Annotated in this window: 20 protein-coding genes; 11 read left to right on the forward strand and 9 right to left on the reverse strand. The window is 75.0% G+C overall.

Annotated elements, in window-relative coordinates; all coding sequences use genetic code 11:
- Positions 1 to 209: 209 nt before the first annotated feature.
- A complete protein-coding gene (locus N866_RS03315; RefSeq protein WP_034222605.1) occupies positions 210 to 1,334 on the reverse strand; it encodes a GuaB3 family IMP dehydrogenase-related protein in 1,125 nt (374 codons plus the stop codon).
- A 171-nt stretch (positions 1,335 to 1,505) separates the two neighbouring features.
- Here N866_RS03315 and N866_RS03320 point away from each other — a divergent pair, with 171 nt between their 5' ends.
- The gene (locus N866_RS03320) at positions 1,506 to 2,321 is read left to right on the forward strand and encodes an exonuclease domain-containing protein (protein ID WP_034222563.1); all 816 of its coding nucleotides are present in this window, start codon (positions 1,506 to 1,508) and stop codon (positions 2,319 to 2,321) included.
- A gap of 107 nt (positions 2,322 to 2,428) precedes the next feature.
- The gene (locus N866_RS19700; protein ID WP_052022329.1) at positions 2,429 to 4,210 is read left to right on the forward strand and encodes a SpoIIE family protein phosphatase; all 1,782 of its coding nucleotides are present in this window, start codon (positions 2,429 to 2,431) and stop codon (positions 4,208 to 4,210) included.
- Positions 4,211 to 4,270: 60 nt separating this feature from the next.
- Here N866_RS19700 and N866_RS03330 read toward each other — a convergent pair whose 3' ends face one another.
- The 4 genes from N866_RS03330 to N866_RS03345 form a co-directional block, all read right to left on the reverse strand.
- Complete coding sequence (locus N866_RS03330) at positions 4,271 to 5,104, reverse strand: inositol monophosphatase family protein (RefSeq protein WP_052022330.1); 834 nt, start codon at positions 5,102 to 5,104, stop codon at positions 4,271 to 4,273.
- Positions 5,105 to 5,159: 55 nt separating this feature from the next.
- On the reverse strand, positions 5,160 to 6,710 hold the full coding sequence (guaB, locus tag N866_RS03335) for an IMP dehydrogenase (RefSeq protein ID WP_034222566.1): 1,551 nt from the start codon (positions 6,708 to 6,710) through the stop codon (positions 5,160 to 5,162).
- A 103-nt stretch (positions 6,711 to 6,813) separates the two neighbouring features.
- On the reverse strand, positions 6,814 to 7,506 hold the full coding sequence (locus N866_RS03340) for a response regulator transcription factor (protein WP_034222569.1): 693 nt from the start codon (positions 7,504 to 7,506) through the stop codon (positions 6,814 to 6,816).
- Positions 7,507 to 7,616: 110 nt separating this feature from the next.
- Complete coding sequence (locus N866_RS03345) at positions 7,617 to 8,675, reverse strand: MerR family transcriptional regulator (protein ID WP_052022331.1); 1,059 nt, start codon at positions 8,673 to 8,675, stop codon at positions 7,617 to 7,619.
- A 394-nt stretch (positions 8,676 to 9,069) separates the two neighbouring features.
- Between N866_RS03345 and N866_RS03350 the strand changes: the two genes are divergently transcribed.
- On the forward strand, positions 9,070 to 9,360 hold the full coding sequence (locus N866_RS03350; RefSeq protein ID WP_034222572.1) for a WhiB family transcriptional regulator: 291 nt from the start codon (positions 9,070 to 9,072) through the stop codon (positions 9,358 to 9,360).
- A 154-nt stretch (positions 9,361 to 9,514) separates the two neighbouring features.
- Here the strand turns inward: N866_RS03350 and groES are convergent, their stop codons facing one another.
- Entirely contained in the window at positions 9,515 to 9,811 is a 297-nt protein-coding gene (gene groES / locus N866_RS03355; protein ID WP_034222576.1) for a co-chaperone GroES, read from the reverse strand.
- 267 nt (positions 9,812 to 10,078) lie between these two features.
- Here groES and N866_RS03360 point away from each other — a divergent pair, with 267 nt between their 5' ends.
- The 5 genes from N866_RS03360 (at position 10,079) to N866_RS03380 (ending at position 13,664) form a co-directional block, all read left to right on the forward strand.
- Positions 10,079 to 11,266: a class I SAM-dependent methyltransferase gene (locus tag N866_RS03360; protein WP_034222578.1), complete on the forward strand. Its 1,188-nt coding sequence runs from the start codon at positions 10,079 to 10,081 to the stop codon at positions 11,264 to 11,266.
- A complete protein-coding gene (locus N866_RS03365) occupies positions 11,266 to 12,402 on the forward strand; it encodes a glutamate--cysteine ligase (protein WP_034222581.1) in 1,137 nt (378 codons plus the stop codon). Before N866_RS03360 ends, N866_RS03365 begins: the two co-directional genes overlap by 1 nt.
- Before the next feature lie 77 nt (positions 12,403 to 12,479).
- On the forward strand, positions 12,480 to 12,800 hold the full coding sequence (locus N866_RS20775) for a hypothetical protein (RefSeq protein ID WP_155855181.1): 321 nt from the start codon (positions 12,480 to 12,482) through the stop codon (positions 12,798 to 12,800).
- 6 nt (positions 12,801 to 12,806) lie between these two features.
- Positions 12,807 to 13,118, forward strand: a complete 312-nt coding sequence (locus N866_RS03375) for a hypothetical protein (RefSeq protein ID WP_155855182.1) — start codon at positions 12,807 to 12,809, stop codon at positions 13,116 to 13,118.
- Between the two features lie 60 nt (positions 13,119 to 13,178).
- Positions 13,179 to 13,664 carry a DinB family protein gene (locus tag N866_RS03380; RefSeq protein WP_034222587.1) on the forward strand — a complete coding sequence of 162 codons (486 nt, stop codon included), beginning with the start codon at positions 13,179 to 13,181 and terminating at the stop codon, positions 13,662 to 13,664.
- Here N866_RS03380 and N866_RS03385 read toward each other — a convergent pair.
- A complete protein-coding gene (locus tag N866_RS03385; RefSeq protein WP_034222589.1) occupies positions 13,661 to 14,062 on the reverse strand; it encodes a VOC family protein in 402 nt (133 codons plus the stop codon). The genes N866_RS03380 and N866_RS03385 overlap by 4 nt on opposite strands.
- A gap of 169 nt (positions 14,063 to 14,231) precedes the next feature.
- Between N866_RS03385 and N866_RS03390 the strand changes: the two genes are divergently transcribed.
- Complete coding sequence (locus N866_RS03390; RefSeq protein ID WP_034222591.1) at positions 14,232 to 14,876, forward strand: dihydrofolate reductase family protein; 645 nt, start codon at positions 14,232 to 14,234, stop codon at positions 14,874 to 14,876.
- Positions 14,877 to 14,894: 18 nt separating this feature from the next.
- Here the strand turns inward: N866_RS03390 and tsaD are convergent, their stop codons facing one another.
- The gene (tsaD, locus tag N866_RS03395) at positions 14,895 to 15,953 is read right to left on the reverse strand and encodes a tRNA (adenosine(37)-N6)-threonylcarbamoyltransferase complex transferase subunit TsaD (RefSeq protein ID WP_034222593.1); all 1,059 of its coding nucleotides are present in this window, start codon (positions 15,951 to 15,953) and stop codon (positions 14,895 to 14,897) included.
- 95 nt (positions 15,954 to 16,048) lie between these two features.
- Between tsaD and N866_RS03400 the strand changes: the two genes are divergently transcribed.
- Complete coding sequence (locus N866_RS03400; protein ID WP_052022332.1) at positions 16,049 to 16,438, forward strand: PadR family transcriptional regulator; 390 nt, start codon at positions 16,049 to 16,051, stop codon at positions 16,436 to 16,438.
- A 55-nt stretch (positions 16,439 to 16,493) separates the two neighbouring features.
- Entirely contained in the window at positions 16,494 to 17,012 is a 519-nt protein-coding gene (locus N866_RS03405) for a hypothetical protein (protein WP_034222595.1), read from the forward strand.
- Between the two features lie 51 nt (positions 17,013 to 17,063).
- Here N866_RS03405 and rimI read toward each other — a convergent pair whose 3' ends face one another.
- Complete coding sequence (rimI, locus tag N866_RS03410; RefSeq protein WP_216699367.1) at positions 17,064 to 17,543, reverse strand: ribosomal protein S18-alanine N-acetyltransferase; 480 nt, start codon at positions 17,541 to 17,543, stop codon at positions 17,064 to 17,066.
- Positions 17,544 to 17,637 lie beyond the last annotated feature (94 nt).

The following is a 17,637-nucleotide window of genomic DNA, read 5'->3' on the forward strand; positions in this document are numbered from 1 at the left end:
CTGACTCCACTGTCCGATCGGATGTTGCTTTGTCTTTGTCTAGTTGGTTTTCTGCCCGGTGTCAACACCCCGGCGTCCGTTCGGGCAGACCCGGGCAGCAACGACCAGGGCTCGCAGAGGCCCCGGACAGCACAGGACCCCGGTGAGCGGTGCTCACCGGGGTCCTGTGACGCCCCGCCGCAGCAGGGCGAGCGGCTCAGCCGCTCACGTCACCGCGGCTGGTACGGGGAGACGACCACCTCGACGCGCTGGAACTCCTTGAGGTCGGAGTAGCCCGTGGTCGCCATGGCACGGCGCAGGGCGCCGACGAGGTTGAGCGTCCCGTCGGCCTGGCGGCCCGGGCCGAAGAGGATCTCCTCGAGCGTGCCGGCGGTGCCGACCTCGACGCGCTCCCCCCGCGGCAGCTGCCTGTGGTGGGCCTCCGGTCCCCAGTGCCAGCCCTGGCCGGGGGCCTCGGCCGCCCGGGCGAGGGCCGCGCCGAGCATGGCGGCGTCCGCCCCGCACGCGATCGCCTTGACGAGGTCCCCGGAGGTGCCCACGCCCCCGTCGGCGATGACGTGCACGTAGCGGCCGCCCGACTCGTCGAGGTAGTCCCGGCGCGCCGCGGCGACGTCGGCGACGGCGCTCGCCATCGGCGCGTGGATCCCCAGGGTGGTGCGGGTCGTGTGGGCGGCGCCGCCGCCGAAGCCCACGAGCACCCCGGCCGCACCGGTGCGCATGAGGTGCAGCGCGGCGGTGTACGTCGACGCGCCGCCGACGATGACCGGCACGTCGAGCTCGTAGATGAACCGCTTGAGGTTGAGCGGCTCGGCCACACCGGAGACGTGCTCGGCGGAGACGGTCGTGCCGCGGATGACGAAGAGGTCCACGCCGGCGTCGACCACGGTCCGCCAGAACTGCTGCGTGCGCTGCGGCGAGAGCGCGCCCGCGACGGTCACGCCCGCATCACGCACCTCCTTGAGCCGCGCGGTGATGAGCTCGGGCCGGATCGGCTCCGCGTAGATCTCCTGCATGCGGGCCGTCGCGAGGTCCGGCTCGAGGTCCGCGATCTCGTCCAGCAGCGGCTCCGGGTCCTCGTAGCGGGTCCACAGCCCCTCGAGGTCCAGCACCGCCAGACCGCCCAGCCGGCCGAACGCCACCGCGGTGCGAGGGCTGGTGACGGAGTCCATGGGCGCCGCGACGATCGGCAGGTCGAAGTGGTAGGCGTCGATCTGCCAGGAGGTCGAGACCTCCTCCGGGTCGCGCGTGCGGCGCGAGGGCACCACGGCGACGTCGTCGAAGGAGAAGGCGCGGCGACCGCGCTTGCCCCGGCCGATCTCGATCTCGTTGCTCACCGGCACAGGCTACCGGCGGCCCGTCACGTCGCGGCGCGCCCGTCCGCGGCCCCGTCCGCCGGGCCCCTCCGCCGGGCCTCTCGGGGAGCGCCCCAGGGCACCCGCAGCGCGGCGCGCCGACGACGTCGTGTCGGTGGCCGCTGGCAGGGTGCGGTCCAGGAGGTGCAGCGGATGAGCTGGCTCGAGGCGGGCGTCGTGGGCTTCGACACGGAGACCACGGGCGTGGACGTCGACCACGACCGCGTCGTGAGCGCCGCGGTCGTGCACCGCGTGGCTGCTCCACGCACCGGGGCCGTCGGCGAGGCCGACCAGGCGGGCGGCGAGGCGGGCACCCCCGAGGGCACCCACCAGGGCGTCGTCACGACGGTCCGGACGTGGCTGATCCACCCCGAGGTCGAGATCCCGCCCGGGGCCACGGAGATCCACGGCATCAGCACCGAGCAGGCGCGTCGCCACGGCCGGCCGGCCCGCGTCGCGCTCGACGAGCTCGCGGAGGTGCTCGTCGCGGCGCAGCGCCGGGGCGAGCCCGTCGTCGCCTACAACGCGTCGTTCGACCTGACGCTCCTCGACGTCGAGCTGCGGCGCCACGGGCTCCCCACCGTCCCGGACCGGCTGGGCCGCGACGTCGCGCCCGTGCTGGACCCGTTCGTCCTCGACCGCGTCCTGGACCCGTACCGCCCGGGTCCGCGGCGCCTGGGCGACCTCTGCGAGCGCTACCGCGTCGCGGCGACGGCGGCCCTGCACCGCGCCGACGTCGACGTGCTGGCCACCCTGGACGTCCTGGCGCGGATGGTGGAGCGCTTCCCCGTCCTCGCCGAGCGCACCCCGGCGGAGCTGCACGCACTCCAGGCCGGGGAGCACCGCGCGTGGGCCGACGTCTTCAACGCGGAGCGGCTCGCGCGCGGCGCCCCGGGCACGGCCGCGGAGACGCACTGGCCCGCCCGGACCCGGCAGGAGGTCCGGCCCGACGTCCCGGCCCCCGCCTGACGTCCGCCCGACGCCTGACGTCCGCCCGACGCCTGCGGAGCCCGCCGCTCAGCCGCCTGACACCGGTCGCCGTGCGCCCTGGACGATCACGGACGACACTGACGGTCATGGGTCCGACGAGGGGGACCGCCCCCTGGGTGGACTACGCGGCGGTCTTCGACGCGCTCCCCACGCCCTACCTCCTGCTCGACCCGGACCTGACGATCGTCGACGCGAACCGCTCGTACCTCCACGCGACGGGCCGGGCGGCCGACGACGTCGTCGGCCGGCACATCTTCGACGCCTTCCCCGACGACCCGGACGACCCGGAGGCGCGGTCCACCGCGAACCTCCAGGAGTCCCTCCTGCGGGCGCTGCGCACCGGTCGACCGGACACGATGCCGGTCCAGCGGTACAATATCCCGGCCGGCGACGGCTTCGAGCGCCGGTGGTGGAGCCCGGTCAACGTGCCGGTGCTGGACGCCGAGGGCCGCGTCGTACTACTGGCCCACCGCGTCGAGGACGTCACCGCCTACGCGGAGGCACTCGTCGGCTCCGGGCCCGCCCCCGACCCCGGCGCGGACGCCGGGTCCAAGGGCCGCCCCGTCCTGGACCTCTACCTGCGCGGTCACGAGCTGCGCGACGCGCTCACCCAGGAGTCCGTCGCGGCGCTGCGCCTCGACGGGCTCGTCGAGGTGGCCCGGAGCCTGGGAGCGGCGCAGACGCTCGAGGAGGTCCTCGACGTCGTCGTCGGGCGCGGCCTGCAGGCGCTCGGCGCCGAGGGCGGGGTGGTCGCCGAGCTCGACGGTGAGGTGCTCGTCCTGACCGCGACCGCGGCGGTGGACCCCCACCAGCGCCGCAAGCACGACCGGGCGCCGCTCACCGGCCGGCTGCCGTCCTCGGTGTCCGCCGCGACCCGCGCGCCCGTCCTCCTGCCCACCCGGGCGGCCAGCCTGGCCTGGTCACCGGAGATGGCGGAGATCCTCGACGCGACCGGCCTGGTCGCCTGGGCCTCCCTTCCCCTGGTCGTCGGACCGGAGCTGCTCGGCTCGCTCACGGTCGGCTGGCGGGTCGAGCAGGAGCTGGGCGACCGCGAGATCCGGCTGCTGGACGCCTTCACCGCCCTGCTCGCCCAGGCGCTGCAGCGGGTCCGCCGTGCCGAGCGGGACCTCGAGCGCCTCGCCGAGGAGCGCGCCCTCGTGACGGAGCTGCAGCTGAGCCTCCTCACCGAGCCCGCGCAGCCCGAGGGGCTCGAGGTGGCGGTGCGCTACCTGCCCGCGTCGGCGCACATGCGGATCGGCGGGGACTGGTACGACGCGTTCGAGAGCACCCCGCGGCACCTCGACCTCGTCGTCGGGGACGTCACCGGTCACGACCGGCAGGCGGCCGCGACCATGGCGCAGGTGCGCAACCTGCTGCGGGGGGTCAGCGTGACGCTCGGGACGCCGCCCGCGGCCGTGCTGAGCGGGCTGGACCGCGCGATGGCACGGGTCGGGCTGGACTGCCTGGCGACCGCGGTGCTGGTGCAGGTGGACCAGCGACCGGCGGACGACGGGAGCCGCCTCGTGCAGTGGTCGAGCGCGGGTCACCTGCCGCCCGTGCTCCTGCACGCCGACGGCGGCGCCGAGCTGCTCACCGCGCCGGCGGAGATGCTCCTCGGGCTCTCCGCCTCGGCGTCCCGCTCGGACCACGCGATACGGCTCACACCTGGTGACTGCCTCGTGCTCTACACCGACGGGCTCGTCGAGGACCGGCGCTCGAGCATCCGGCACGGGCTGAGCCGGCTCGTCGCGGCGGCCGGCGCCGCCCACGGTGTGCCGGCGGACGAGGTGTGCGACCGCGTCCTCGCCGCGATGGACGGCGGTCACGAGGACGACGTCGCGCTGCTGGTGGTGCGCGCGGTGCCCTGAGGGCCCGCGGCGCCGCCCCGCCGGAGCGAGCCGCCGGAGCGAGCCGGCGAGCCGCCGGAGCTACGTGCCGACGGCGGTGCCGAGGACGCCCTGCACCGTGCGCCAGGTGGCGTCGTCGGCCGCGGCGAGCAGCGGGCCGCCGACGGGCAGCGCCGTGTACTCGTTCCCGTCGAAGAACCGCGAGACGCCGCCCGCCTCCCGCACGAGGACGGCGCCCGGCGCGTGGTCCCACGGCGAGGACCGCCAGTACCCGAGGTAGTCCCGCTCCCCCGTGACCAGCCGGGAGTACTCCCAGCCGGACCAGAGCCGCTGCGCGGTGCCGGCGCCCAGACCGAGCTCGGGGCACCCGGCCTCGACCCGCCGCCGCGTGCCGGCGTCCATCGCCCACACCGCGACCGCGCCGGCCAGCGCCTCCGGGTCCGCCGGGGCACGCACCAGCCGGCGCCCGTCGACCCAGGCGCCCGCGCCGCGCTCCGCGACGAAGGTCCGTCCGTGCGCGGGCAGGCAGATCCACCCCGCGACCGCCTCGCCGTGCTCGACGAGCGCCACCATGACGGCGTGGTCGGGCGAGCCCTCGACGAAGGCGCGCGTCCCGTCCAGCGGGTCCACGACCCAGGCGCGCGGCGCCCCCTCGAGGGCGTCGAGCACCCGCGGGTCCGCCGCGACGGCCTCCTCCCCGACGACCGGGACCCCGGGCGCCAGCTCGGACAGCCCCTGCGTCAGGAGGACCTCCGCCTCGTGGTCCACGACGGTCACGACGTCGTCGGCGCCCTTGGCGTGCACGTCTCCCGCGGCGAGCGCCCGGAACCGCGGCGCCACCACCGTCGCCGCCACGTGCTCCACGAGCGCGCGCACGGCGTCCACGTCGATCCCGCTCATCGTGTCCCCCTCCACGACCCCGTCCTCGTCGCACCCCTGCGGCCCACGGCGTCGCGCACCGGGCCTCGCCTCAGTGGCCCGAGTAGTTGGGAGCCTCCACGGTCATCTGGATGTCGTGCGGGTGGGACTCCTTCAGCCCGGCGGGGGTGATCCGCACGAAGCGTCCCCGCTGCTGCAGCTCATCGATGGTGCGCGCCCCGACGTAGAACATCGACTGCTGGAGCCCGCCGACGAGCTGGTGGGCCACGGCGCGCAGCGGACCGCGGTAGGGCACCTGGCCCTCGATGCCCTCGGGGACGATCTTCTCGTCGCTGGCGACGTCAGCCTGGAAGTACCGGTCCTTGGAGTACGAGACGCGCCCGCGGGAGGCCATCGCGCCCAGCGAGCCCATGCCGCGGTAGTGCTTGAACTGCTTGCCGTTGACGAACACCAGGTCGCCCGGGCTCTCGTCGCAGCCGGCGAGCAGGGAGCCGAGCATGACGGTGTCCGCGCCGGCCACGAGGGCCTTGGCGATGTCCCCGGAGTACTGCAGGCCGCCGTCGCCGATGACCGGGACCCCGGCCGGGCGGCAGGCCTTGGCGGCCTCGTGGATCGCGGTGACCTGGGGTACGCCCACGCCGGCCACGACGCGGGTCGTGCAGATGGAGCCGGGGCCCACCCCGACCTTGACCGCGTCCGCGCCCGCGTCGACCAGCGCCTGGGCGCCGGCCCGGGTCGCGACGTTCCCGCCGATGACCTGGACGCCGCGCGCGGCGGGGTCGGTCTTGAGCCGGTGGATCATCGAGAGCATCGCCTGGGCGTGGCCGTGGGCGGTGTCGACGACGAGCACGTCGACACCGGACTCGACGAGCGCCATGGCCCGCTCCCAGGCGTCGCCGTAGAACCCGACGGCGGCGGCGACCCGCAGGCGACCGCTCTCGTCCTTCGTGGCGTTCGGGTACTGCTCGGTCTTGACGAAGTCCTTGACCGTGATCAGCCCGGCCAGACGGCCGTCGTCGTCGACGAGCGGGAGCTTCTCGACCTTGTGCTTGGCCAGCAGCGCCGCGGCGTCCTCCCGCGTGATGCCGACGTGACCGGTGACGAGCGGCATGGGCGTCATCGCGTCCGCGACGCGTCGGGTGGCGAACTCGGCCGGCGGGACGAAGCGCAGGTCCCGGTTGGTGATGATGCCGAGCAGACGACGGTCCTCGCCGACCACGGGCAGGCCGGACACGCGGTACGTGCCGCACAGCTCGTCCAGCTCGGCCAGGGTGGCGTCGGGGCGGATGGTGACCGGGTCGGTGACCATGCCGGACTCCGACCGCTTGACCAGCGTCACCTGCTGGGCCTGGTCCTCGATCGAGAGGTTCCGGTGGAGCACGCCGATGCCGCCCTGGCGGGCCATGGCGATCGCCATCCGGGACTCGGTGACGGTGTCCATGGCCGCGGACAGCAGCGGCACGGCCACCGAGAGGTCCTTGGTGAGCCGGCCCGTGGTGTCCACCTCGGACGGGATCACGTCGCTCTCGCCGGGGAGCAGCAGGACGTCGTCGTACGTCAGGCCGAGGAAGCCGAAGGGGTCTGCGGCGGGGCCGTCCTCGAGGGCGGTCGCGGGGGTGGTGACGGGCTCGGGCGCGCTCACCCGGCGATAGTACGCACCGTCCGGTGAGGGCCGTGCCCGGCGACCGGGGAGCGGTCGCCCCGGCACCGGGCCGGCGGCGGGTCCGCGGTGGGTCAGCGGCGGGTCAGCGGATGATGCCCCGGCGCAGGCCGATGGCGACGGCCTGGGCGCGGTCCGCGGCACCGAGCTTGCGGAAGAGGCGCCGGGCGTGGGTCTTCACCGTGTCCTCGGAGAGGAACAGGTCCGCTCCGATCTGGGCGTTGGACCGTCCGTGGCTCATCCCGGAGAGCACCTCGAGCTCGCGCTTGGTGAGCTCGCCGACGGTGGTGGTCGCCGGGACCTGGGCGAGGCCGTTGCGGGCCGGGGGTGAACCGGCGGGAGGCGCGGCGCCGAGCCCGACGGCCGACAGGCCCTCGGCCCCGGCAGGCCGCGGGCCCTGCTGCGGGACGACGGACGCGGAGAGGCTGTGGGCGGCCACCGCGGCGAGCTCGCTGCGGTCGACGTCCGGGGCGAGGTAGCCCCGTGCGCCGAGGGCGATGGCACGGTCCAGGGTGATCTCGTCGCCCGGAACGGCCAGCATGATGACCACGGGGTTGACGCCGAGCACGCGCAGGCGCCGCAGGGCCTCGATCGGACCCGTGCCCGGCAGGTGCGCGTCGAGCAGCACGAGGGCGGGGGCGGCGCGCCGGGCCAGGGCGAGGAGCTCTTCGGCGGTGGCTGCTGCACGTGCGGGCGCGAGGGCGGGGATGCCGTGGGCTGCCGCGACGACCCTCTCGCGCACGCTCGAGGAGCCGTGGCACACGATCACGCCTGCCATCGGCCCTCCTTCCGGTCAGTCGCCGGCAGCGCCGACGGCACGACGTTCGCCGTACGCGGTTGTCATCGACCGGACAGGGCCCCGACGTGAGCGTCGGACGGGGGTGAACCTCACCGCACGGCCGCCACGACCTCGTGGAGCGTGCCCGGGAGCGTCCGGACGCGGTGGACGTTGGCCGCCACCGGCAGGTCGAGGGTGCTGCTGGCGTCGCCCTGGACGAACACCGGCACGGTCTCGTCCGCCTCGACGAGCACGCGGACGACCTCCACGGCCAGGACCGGGTCCGCGTCCTGACCGCCGACGTGCACCAGGACCGCCGCCGGGCGCACCCGGGTGAGCGCCTCCACGGCCGCCCGGGGCGCGGTGGTGGACAGCACGCGCGCCCGGACGCCGCGCTCCTGCAGCGCGGTGGCCACCACGTGCACGAGGAGGTCCGAGGAGCGCGCCGTCGTCAGCGCCAGGACGACGGCGGGCGGGGCACCGTCACCGTCGGCCGAGCGGGCGGCAGAGACGGCGCCGCGGCTGCGCAGCTCCGCGAACGCCGCGGCCATCAGGGCGGGCGCCGCGTGCTCGCCGGGACCCTCCAGCGTCACCCGGCCCTCGAGGGTGCGCAGTGCCGGGTCGACCAGGTCCGTCCACCAGGCCAGCGGGTCGCGCGGGTGGACCCGGGAGAGCATCCAGCGGACGGCGGCGTTGTCGAAGTGGCCGGCCGCCGCCACGAGCGCGGGCGGGTCCGGAGCCATGGGCGTCGCGTGGGCGTAGGCGTCGACGACCTCGGTGATGGACGGCGCCGCGACCGCGTCGCCGCCCTGCACCGGTGACGGGTCGGCGGCCAGGGCGGCACGCGCGGCCTCCGCCGGGGCCACCCCCTCGAGGGTGAGACGCCGCATGACCAGCAGGCGGGCGACGTCGGCGGAGGAGTAGCGGCGGTGCGCCCCCGCGAGGTGCTCGGACGGGCCCAGCCCGTACCGGCGGTCCCAGGTGCGCAGGGTCGCCGGGGCGACACCCAGCCGCCGGGCGACCGCGGCGACGGTGAGCGAGGGGCCCGTGCTGGCGACGTCCGTGTCGGCTCCTCGGGTCGGTGTGGCGGATGCAGTGCGCAGGGTCGGACCGTGGTCGCGGTGACCCGGAGCGTCGTCGTCGGCGCGGCTGGACCCTGACCTGGCCATGGCTCGATTGTGCCCGGTTCACGAAGCGATCCGCCACCGCGCCGCGCCCACGGTGCTCAGGTGGGCCCCACGGGACCCGGATCTCACGAGATTCACCCCCCGTCTCGGCGGCGCGCGGCGCGCTGACCGACGGGGCACCGTCCCCCCGCCGGCACACGCCCTCCGGCGTCGTCGCGGCCTCTGACCTGCGAGGACATCCGCCCTGGCGCGGCCCGGAGCCGACTCCGGCGCCCGTCCAGCACCGGCTGGCGGACCCCCGCAGCGCTCCTGTCGCCCGGACTTCCGCCGAAGAAGTCTGAACGAGGGGGTTGACCAACTTGTGACGCGGTTCTAAGTTAGGCATCAGTTCGCGGCGCTTACACCGACGCCGCTGGCGGTGACCTTGGAGGGGAACATGACGGAGATCTCGCGGCTTCCCGGCCCGGTGATGGACCTGTGGGAGTGGCAGTACGAGGGCAAGTGCCGCGAGGCGGACCCGACGCTGTTCTTCCACCCCGAGGGCGAGCGGGGCTCCGCACGCCGGCGCCGCGCCGAGGCGGCCAAGGCGGTGTGCGGCACCTGCCCCGTGATCGACGCCTGCCGCGAGCACTCCCTGGCCGTGCGCGAGCCGTACGGCGTGTGGGGCGGGCTCTCCGAGGAGGAGCGCACCGCGGTGCTGCAGAAGCGCCTGCGCAAGGCCTCCTGACCCAGCTGTCGCCAGGCCCTCGGGCCCGGCACGACGAAGGCCCCGCACCCGGTGACCGGATGCGGGGCCTTCGTCTGTCACGAGCGGCTGGAGGGCAGACCCCCGGCCGGCGGCGCGCCCCGGCGCCGAGGCGCCGGTGCGTGCCGTCCGGTGGTCAGCGCTCGACGACCGCGAGGATGTCGCGGGCCGAGAGGATGAGGTACTCCTCGCCGGCGTACTTCACCTCGGTGCCGCCGTACTTGCTGTAGATGACCTTGTCGCCGACCTGGACGTCCAGCGGGATCCGCTGGCCGTTGTCGTCGACCCGGCCGGGACCCACCGCGAGGACCTCGCCCTCCTGGGGCTTCTCCTTCGCGGTGTCCGGGATGACCAGACCGGAGGCGGTCGTCTGCTCTGCCTCGAGCGTCTTGACGACGACGCGGTCCTCGAGCGGCTTGATGGAGACCGACACAGCGGACCTCCCCTTCGCATTCGTGGGAACGGACGGATTGTTCGTGGCAGGCCTGCGCGCGCCTCGCCGTCGTCGCGGGTGCCGGCGGAGCGGCGCGCAGAGTCTGCGTCGGCACTCGACCAGGTCGAGTGCCAGTTCAGAATCTAGGCCGCGGTTAGCACTCGGTCAACACGAGTGCCAGTCGCACGGGGCTCGCGGCGGTCCATGGTCACCGGCGCGCGTCCGGGGCCCGCGCCCCGGGACACCGGTGCGTGCAAGGATCGACGCGTGGACCCGGACGCGCTCTCGCGCCTGCTCAGCCCGGACGGGTGGGCCCTGCTGGGTGCCCTCCCGCCGTACGACGAGCGCCTGGCCATGGTGCTGTCGGACCAGCTGCGCAAGCGCGGCGTCGAGGCCCCGCTGGTCGCCGCGGCCCTCACCCAGTCCCGGCTCCGCGCGCGGGCGCGCGAGAAGTTCGACGACTTCGCGGACGGCATGCTGTTCACCCAGGAGGGCCTGGAGCAGGCGACCCGGCTGACCGTCGCCGCCCGCCACGCGCAGCGGTACGCGGCCGCCGGCTGCACCCGCGTCGCCGACCTGACCTGCGGGCTCGGCGGCGACGCCATGGCGATGGCGGCGCTGGGCCTCCCGGTCCTCGCGACGGACCTCGACGAGCTGACGGCCGCCCTCGCCACCGTCAACCTCCGGCACTTCCCCGACGCCGAGGTCCGGCACGCCGACGGGTTGGGCCTGGACCTCGCGGCCGAGGGCGTCGACGGCGTCTTCGCCGACCCGGCCCGGCGCACCACGGGTGGTCGCCGGCGGCACGACCCCGCCGCCTACTCCCCGCCGCTGGACCGCGTGCTGGCGGTGCGCGCGCAGGTGCCCGCCCTGGGGGTCAAGGTGGGGCCCGCCCTGCCGCACGACCTCGTGCCGGACGACGCGGAGGCCCAGTGGGTCAGCGTCGACGGCGACGTCGTCGAGGCCGGGCTCTGGTTCGGTCCGCTCGCTCCCGACGGCCCCGGCCGCGGCGCCCTCGTCCTGCGGGGCCGCGAGGCGACGGCCGTGCGCACGCCGCCCGACGGCGTCCCGCAGCCCGACGTCGGCCCGGTCGGCGCGTACCTGCACGAGCCCGACGGCGCCGTCATCCGCGCGGGGCTCGTCGCACTCGTCGCGCAGGAGGTGCACGGCCGGCTCGTGGACCCCACGATTGCCTACGTGACCTCGGACACCCTCGTGACCAGCCCCGTCGCGCAGTCCTACCGCGTCCTGGACACCATGCCGTTCGGCCTCAAGCGCCTGCGGACCGCGCTGCGCGAGCGCGGGGTCGGCCGGGTCACGATCAAGAAGCGCGGGACCGCCGTCGTCCCGGAGCAGCTGCGCAAGCAGCTCGACCTGCGCGGCGACGCCGAGGCGACGATCGTCCTCACCCGCGTCGCCGGAGCCCAGACCGTGCTGCTCGTGGAGCGTGCCTGATGCAGATCCCCTTCGCCCGGTCAGCACGGTCGACCCTCGGGGTCGAGTGGGAGCTCGCGCTCGTCGACGCGGACAGCGGTGACCTGCGACAGGTCGCCCAGACGGTCCTGGACGCCGTCGCCCCGGAGGACGGCGCCGAGCACCCGACGATCAAGCAGGAGCTGCTCCTCAACACCGTCGAGATCGTCACGGGGGTGTGCCGCACGGTCGGCGAGGCGGCGGCGGACCTGGAGCGCAGCATCGCCGAGATCCGGGCGGTGACGGACCCCCTGCGGGTGGAGCTCATGTGCGCGGGCACGCACCCCTTCGCGCAGTGGAGCAACCAGAAGGTCACCGACAAGCAGCGGTACGCCACCCTCATCGACCGCACGCAGTGGTGGGGCCGGCAGATGCTCATCTACGGCGTGCACGTGCACGTCGGCATCGAGGACCGGGACAAGGTCCTGCCGATCCTGCGGGCGATGCTCACCTACTTCCCGCACCTGCAGTCGCTGTCGGCGTCGTCGCCGTTCTGGGGCGGCAAGGACACGGGCTACGCCTCGAACCGCGCCCTGATGTTCCAGCAGCTGCCGACGGCGGGTCTCCCGTTCCAGTTCGACGACTGGGCCCAGCTCGAGGCGTACACCGGGGACATGGTCCACACCGGCGTCATCGACCAGTTCGACGAGATCCGCTGGGACCTGCGGCCGTCGCCGCGGTTCGGCACGCTGGAGATGCGCATCTGCGACGGCGCGTCCAACCTCACCGAGGTCACCGCCTTCGCCGCGATGATCCAGTGCCTGGTCGAGCACTTCTCCACGATGCTCGACGAGGGCAAGGAGACGCCCCACCTCCAGCCGTGGTTCGCGCAGGAGAACAAGTGGCGCTCCGCCCGCTACGGCATGGACGCCATCATCATCACGAGCGCCCGCGGTGACGAGGAGCTCGTCGGGGACGCGGTGGAGCGCATGCTCGTGGACCTGGAGCCGACGGCCGAGCGCCTCGGCTGCCAGGCCGAGCTCGACGGCGTGCGGACCATCCTGCACAAGGGCGCGTCCTACCAGCGCCAGCGCGCGGTGGCCCGGCGCAACAGCGGCGAGCTGGACGCCGTCGTCAGCTCGCTGGTCAAGGAGATGCGGGCCGGCCGGCCCCTGTGACATGCCGGACCACGATCCGGCCGTCGTCAGCCGGTCGGCCCTGCCGACGGCCCGCCAGGGCGTGGCAGCGTGCCGCCATGGGGGATGTCACCACGCCGCAGGATCCTGCCCGTGACCAGGTCGAGGGGACGGCGGGAGCGCCGCCCACCACCAGCCGCCGGCGCGGGCGGTGGTGGCATTTGGCCGGCGGGGTGGTCGCCCTCCTCCTGGTCGCCTGGATCGGCATCGGCCTGAACCCCCGGTTCGCCGACGGGTACGTCGCGCAGCTCGGCGCGCCGCTCGTCGAGGTGGAGGACCCGTCGGGCGCCCCGGACGCCCCGCCGTGGGGCACCTACGAGGTGACCGACCCGCCCGGTGACGAGGCCGAGTTCATGGTGTCGGTCCGGAACACCGGGTGAGTGCCGGTGACCCTCACCAGGGGACGGGACGACCTCGTGGTCGAGCGGGTGCAGTTCGTGGTGCTGGATCCCCGGGGCGGCGTCGGCGGGGAACCGCGCGTGGACCAGATCACCGTGCCGCCCGGCGCGTCCGTGGGCGTCTGGCAGACCGTGAGCTTCCCGTGCGGCGCGACCTACACCGCGGGCAACGGCGTCGCTCCCGGGCCCATCCCGCTGCGCGCCCGGTCCCTCGGCCTGACGCGTGACCTCGACCTCCCCCAGACCGCCCGCGTCTCGCTGCTGACCAGCACCGACCGCTCCCCCACCTGCGGGAGCTGAGTGCGCCTGCTCGCGTCGTGAGCGGACGCACCTTGCGCCGGGGCTGCCTAGGGTGCGGAGATGACCCGCGAACGCACCGAGCTGCTCGCCCACCTCGAGGCCGAGCGGCGGCACGTGCTGGCCGCCGTCGAGGGCCTGAGCGAGGAGGAGCTGACGCGCCCTGTCGCTCCGTCGGGCTGGTCGATCGCGGAGCTGCTCCACCACCTCACGTACGACGACGAGATCTTCTGGGCCGGTGCGATCGTCGGTGGTGACGAGGAGTGCCGGGGGCTCCTTCGAGACGGCTGGGCCGTCCCGGTGACCACCGGCGCGGAGGCGGTGGAGGGGTACCGGCGGTGGACGCACCACGTCGACGGCCTGCTCGCCGACGTCGACCTCGACGCGTCACCGCGGTGGTGGCCGCCTCAGGAGGTCTTCCCGTTCCCGCCGTTCGAGGACGCGCGCGCCTGCGTGCTGCGCCTCCTCGTGGAGACGGCGACCCACGCGGGTCACCTCGACATGGCGCGCGAGCGGATCGACGGCCGACAGCACCTCGTGGTCGGTTAGCCCTCGGCCTCAAACCCGATGAGCCAGTGCAGGCCGTACCGGTCGACGACCTGCCCGTCCGTCGCGCCCCATGGCCTCGACTGCAGGTCGTCCACGACGCGACCACCCTCGGCGAGCCCGGTGAACCACGAGCGGAGGACCTCGGGGGCCGCGGCGCCCAGCAGGGCGAGCATCAGCCCCTCGCAGCGCAGCGGGGCGCCGTCGTCCGCGTCCGCGGCGAAGAGCGAGACCGGCCCGTCCACCAGGTACCCGTGGGCGACGGCATCCGCCGGGCCGTCGGTCCGGCCGAGCTCCTCGAGGGTGTGGACCTGGACGCCGCAGCCGAAGACGGCGCCGTAGAACGTGAGGGCGTCCCGAGCGGTGCCCGGCAGGAGGAGGTACGGGGTCGGTGCGTTCATCCGGCCGAGACTGCCACCGGTCGCGGGCGGGCGCTCCCCCGGGGGTGGTCGGCCGCCGCCCCGGACACCCCTCGCCCGGCCGGGTGCCGCGGCCGTCGCCGCCGGGCCGATGAGTCCGCCGGTGCCCGGAGGTCTACCTCATGACACGCGCAACCGACGGGAGCCGGACATGGGTCTGATCCACATCGAGCTGTTCGCGACCCTGGACCTGGTCGGGCAGGCGCCCGGCGGACCGGACGAGGACCCGGCCGGGTTCCCGTTCGGCGGGTGGCAGGCGCCGCTGCTGGACGACGTCAGCGGCGAGCAGGTGGCCGCCGCCTACGAGGGGACCGACGCGCTCCTCCTCGGCCGGCGGACCTACGACATCTTCGCCTCGTACTGGCCGCACCAGGAAGGCGGCGACGACGCCTCGATCGCGAGCCTCTTCAACCGCGTCCCGAAGTACGTCGCGTCCCGCGGGCGGCCCGACCTCTCGTGGGCCGGGTCCAGCCTGCTCGCCCCCGATCTGCCCGCGGCGGTGCGGGAGGTCCGCGACCGGCACGAGCAGGTCAAGGTCGTCGGCAGCCTGGACCTGGTGCAGACGCTCCTGCGCGAGAAGCTCTTCGACCGTCTCGACCTCTGGGTGCACCCGATCGTGCTGGGCGTCGGCAAGAGGGTCTTCGACGGCGGGGAGGTGCCCACGAACCTCACGCTCCTCGAACCGCCGGTCGCCGGCCCGAAGGGCGTCGTCCTCCTCCGCTACGGGCTGGTCGAGGGCACGCCGGCGACGGGCGACATGGCCGCACCCGACCGCGGGGTGGGACGCGACGGCTGAACCCGCAGGGGCGAGACGTCAGACGAGCACCTGGGTCAGCGGCATCGAGGAGTCGACCGCCAGGTCCAGCGGCGAGGCCGGCAGCCCACGCCGCACGACGGCCGCGCCCAGCGCCGCGATCATCGCGCCGTTGTCCGTGCAGTAGCGGATCGGCGGGATGCGCAGCTCGATCCCGGCCTCGGCGCAACGCTGGGCCAGGAGGTCGCGCAGCTGCGAGTTCGCGGAGAAGCCCCCGCCGACGACGAGCGTGCCGACGTCGTGCCGCCGGCAGGCCGCGATCGTCTTGGCGGTGAGCACGTCGGCGACGGATGCGGCGAAGGACGCGGCGACGTCGGCCAGCGGGAGCTCCTCCCCCGCGTCCTGCCGCGCCTCGACCCACCGGGCGACCGCCGTCTTGAGGCCGGAGAAGGAGAAGTCGGCCGCGTGCCGCGCCTGGTCCTTGGCCGCCGTGAGGCCGCGCGGGAACCGGATCGCCGTCGGGTCGCCCTCGCGGGCGAGCCGGTCGATGTGCGGCCCGCCCGGGTACGGCAGCCCGAGCAGCCGCCCGACCTTGTCGAACGCCTCGCCGGCGGCGTCGTCCAGCGTGTGGCCCAGCTCGGTGACCCCCGTGACGGCGTCCTCGACGAGCAGCAGCGAGGTGTGCCCCCCGGAGACCACGAGCGCCATGCAGCGGTCCGGGAAGAGCCCGTGGACCAGCTCGTCGACGACGGCGTGCCCGATGACGTGGTTGACGCCGTACAGCGGCCGGTCGAGCGCGACGGCGAGGGCCTTGGCGGCGGCCGCCCCGACCGTGAGCGGCCCGACGAGGCCAGGCCCAGCGGTGACTGCGATGGCGTCGACGTCCGCGAGCGCCACGTCGGCCTCCGCGAGCGCGCGCTCCAGGGTCGGCACGAACGACTCCAGGTGGGCCCGCGACGCGATCTCCGGGATGATCCCGCCGAACCGGGCGTGCTCGTCCACGGAGCTCGCCACGGCGTCCACGAGCAGCTCGCTGGCCTCAGGGGTCGCTCGCACCAGCGCCACACCCGTCTCGTCGCACGAGGTCTCGATGCCGAGGACGAGGGCGGAGTCACGCATGGGCACAGCCTAGGAGCGCCCGCCGGGACCGTCCGACCATCGAAATGTCTTGCCCGCTACTTGGCATCACCCACTAGCGGGCGTAGGCTGCCACCGTGCCCGACACCCGCGACCCGCAGCTGCTCAAGGGCGTGCTGCCGCTGCTGGTCCTGCGGCTCCTGACGACGGCGGAGTCCTACGGGTACGAGCTCGTCACGCGCCTGCGGGAGGCCGGGCTCGCCCAGATCACCACGGGCACCGTCTACCCGGTGCTGGGCCGCCTGGAGCGGGACGGCCTGCTCGCCTCCCGGCTCGTGGCGTCGTCCTCCGGCCCCGCACGCAAGTACTACCGCCCGACCGACGACGGCGCGGCGCACCTCGCCCGCGCGGAGGCGGGCTGGGCGGAGCTGGCCGCCGTCGTCACGCGGGTGACGTCGGGGCCGCCAGAGCCGACAAGCGGCGCCATCGACCGCATCGGGGCCGGTACCGAGGACCGCAGGGTCTGACCCACTGGGCCACCGACAGCACCACCGACCGCACGACCACCGACCAGGGGGACCGATGAACGACCGCAGCACCACAGCACCGACCCGGACCGAGCGGCTCCGGCTGGCCTGGTACCTGCAGCGCCTGTCCTGGGCCCTGCAGGACTACCCGGGCCGCGAGCGCAGGGCGGCCGTCCTCCAGGTGCAGGAGGACACGCTGGCCGCCGCAGCCGACGTCGGCATGGCCACCGCGATCGACGAGCTCGGCCACCCGAGGGCGCTGGCCGAGCGCTACGTCGCCCAGCTGGACCGGCCGCTCCCCCGCTGGACGTCCGGCGCCGTCGCCGCGACGCTGGCCGCCGCGGCGCTCCTGTACCTGGGTCTCGCCTACGCCGCCGGGGCGCTCGAGACGCTCGAGGCCCTGGGTGGTGGCAGCGTCACGACCTACCCGCTGGGCGGGGAGGTCGTGCTGACCGCCAGCGACGGCGCGTTCTCCCTCGAGTCGACGGTGTCCTGGCCGGGCGTCCTGCTCGTCGTGGCCGTCGCGGGGGTCGCGTTCGCGCTCGCCTCGCGGGTGTGGCGCGTCCTGCCCTGACGGTCCGACGGTGGGCCGGGCACGCCGTCGGCGGCGCCAGCGGGACCGCGATCAGCGCAGCGGCAGACCCATCGTGAAGGCGTCGACGTCCTCCGGTTGGTAGTACCGGCGCCGTCGGCCGACGACCTCGAATCCGTGCCGCCGGTAGAGCGCCAGCGCGGGCTCGTTGTCCACGCGGACCTCGAGCAGCACGCCCCTCGCGCCCAGCTCCCGGGCCCGCGCCACGAGCGCCTCGACCAGGACGCTCCCGAGCCCGCGGCGCTGCGCGGCCGGGTCGACGCCGATCGTCATCACCTGCGCGACCTCGCCGTCGAACCACAGACCGGCGTACGCGACGAGGCGGGAGGACGCGTCGATGCCGACGTACCAGCGCCCGGGGGCCTGGAGCTCCTCGGCGAGCATCCCGGCCGACCACGCCGACGGCGCGAAGAGGAGCTCCTCGAGCTCCACGAGCCGGGGCAGGTCCGCCGCGGTGAGGGGCCGCAGGGCAGGGCGGGCGGCAGGACCGGAGGCGCCGTCGGGCGCGCTCACCCGCTCGCCCGCTTGCGTGCGGCGGCGGGCATGACGTCGGGCCGCCGCAGGTAGAGCGGCTCGACCGGCTGGGCCACGCCGGCCTCGGCGCGCG

Origin of the sequence: Actinotalea ferrariae CF5-4 (assembly GCF_000603945.1) — a bacterium.
Taxonomy (GTDB): domain Bacteria; phylum Actinomycetota; class Actinomycetes; order Actinomycetales; family Cellulomonadaceae; genus Actinotalea; species Actinotalea ferrariae.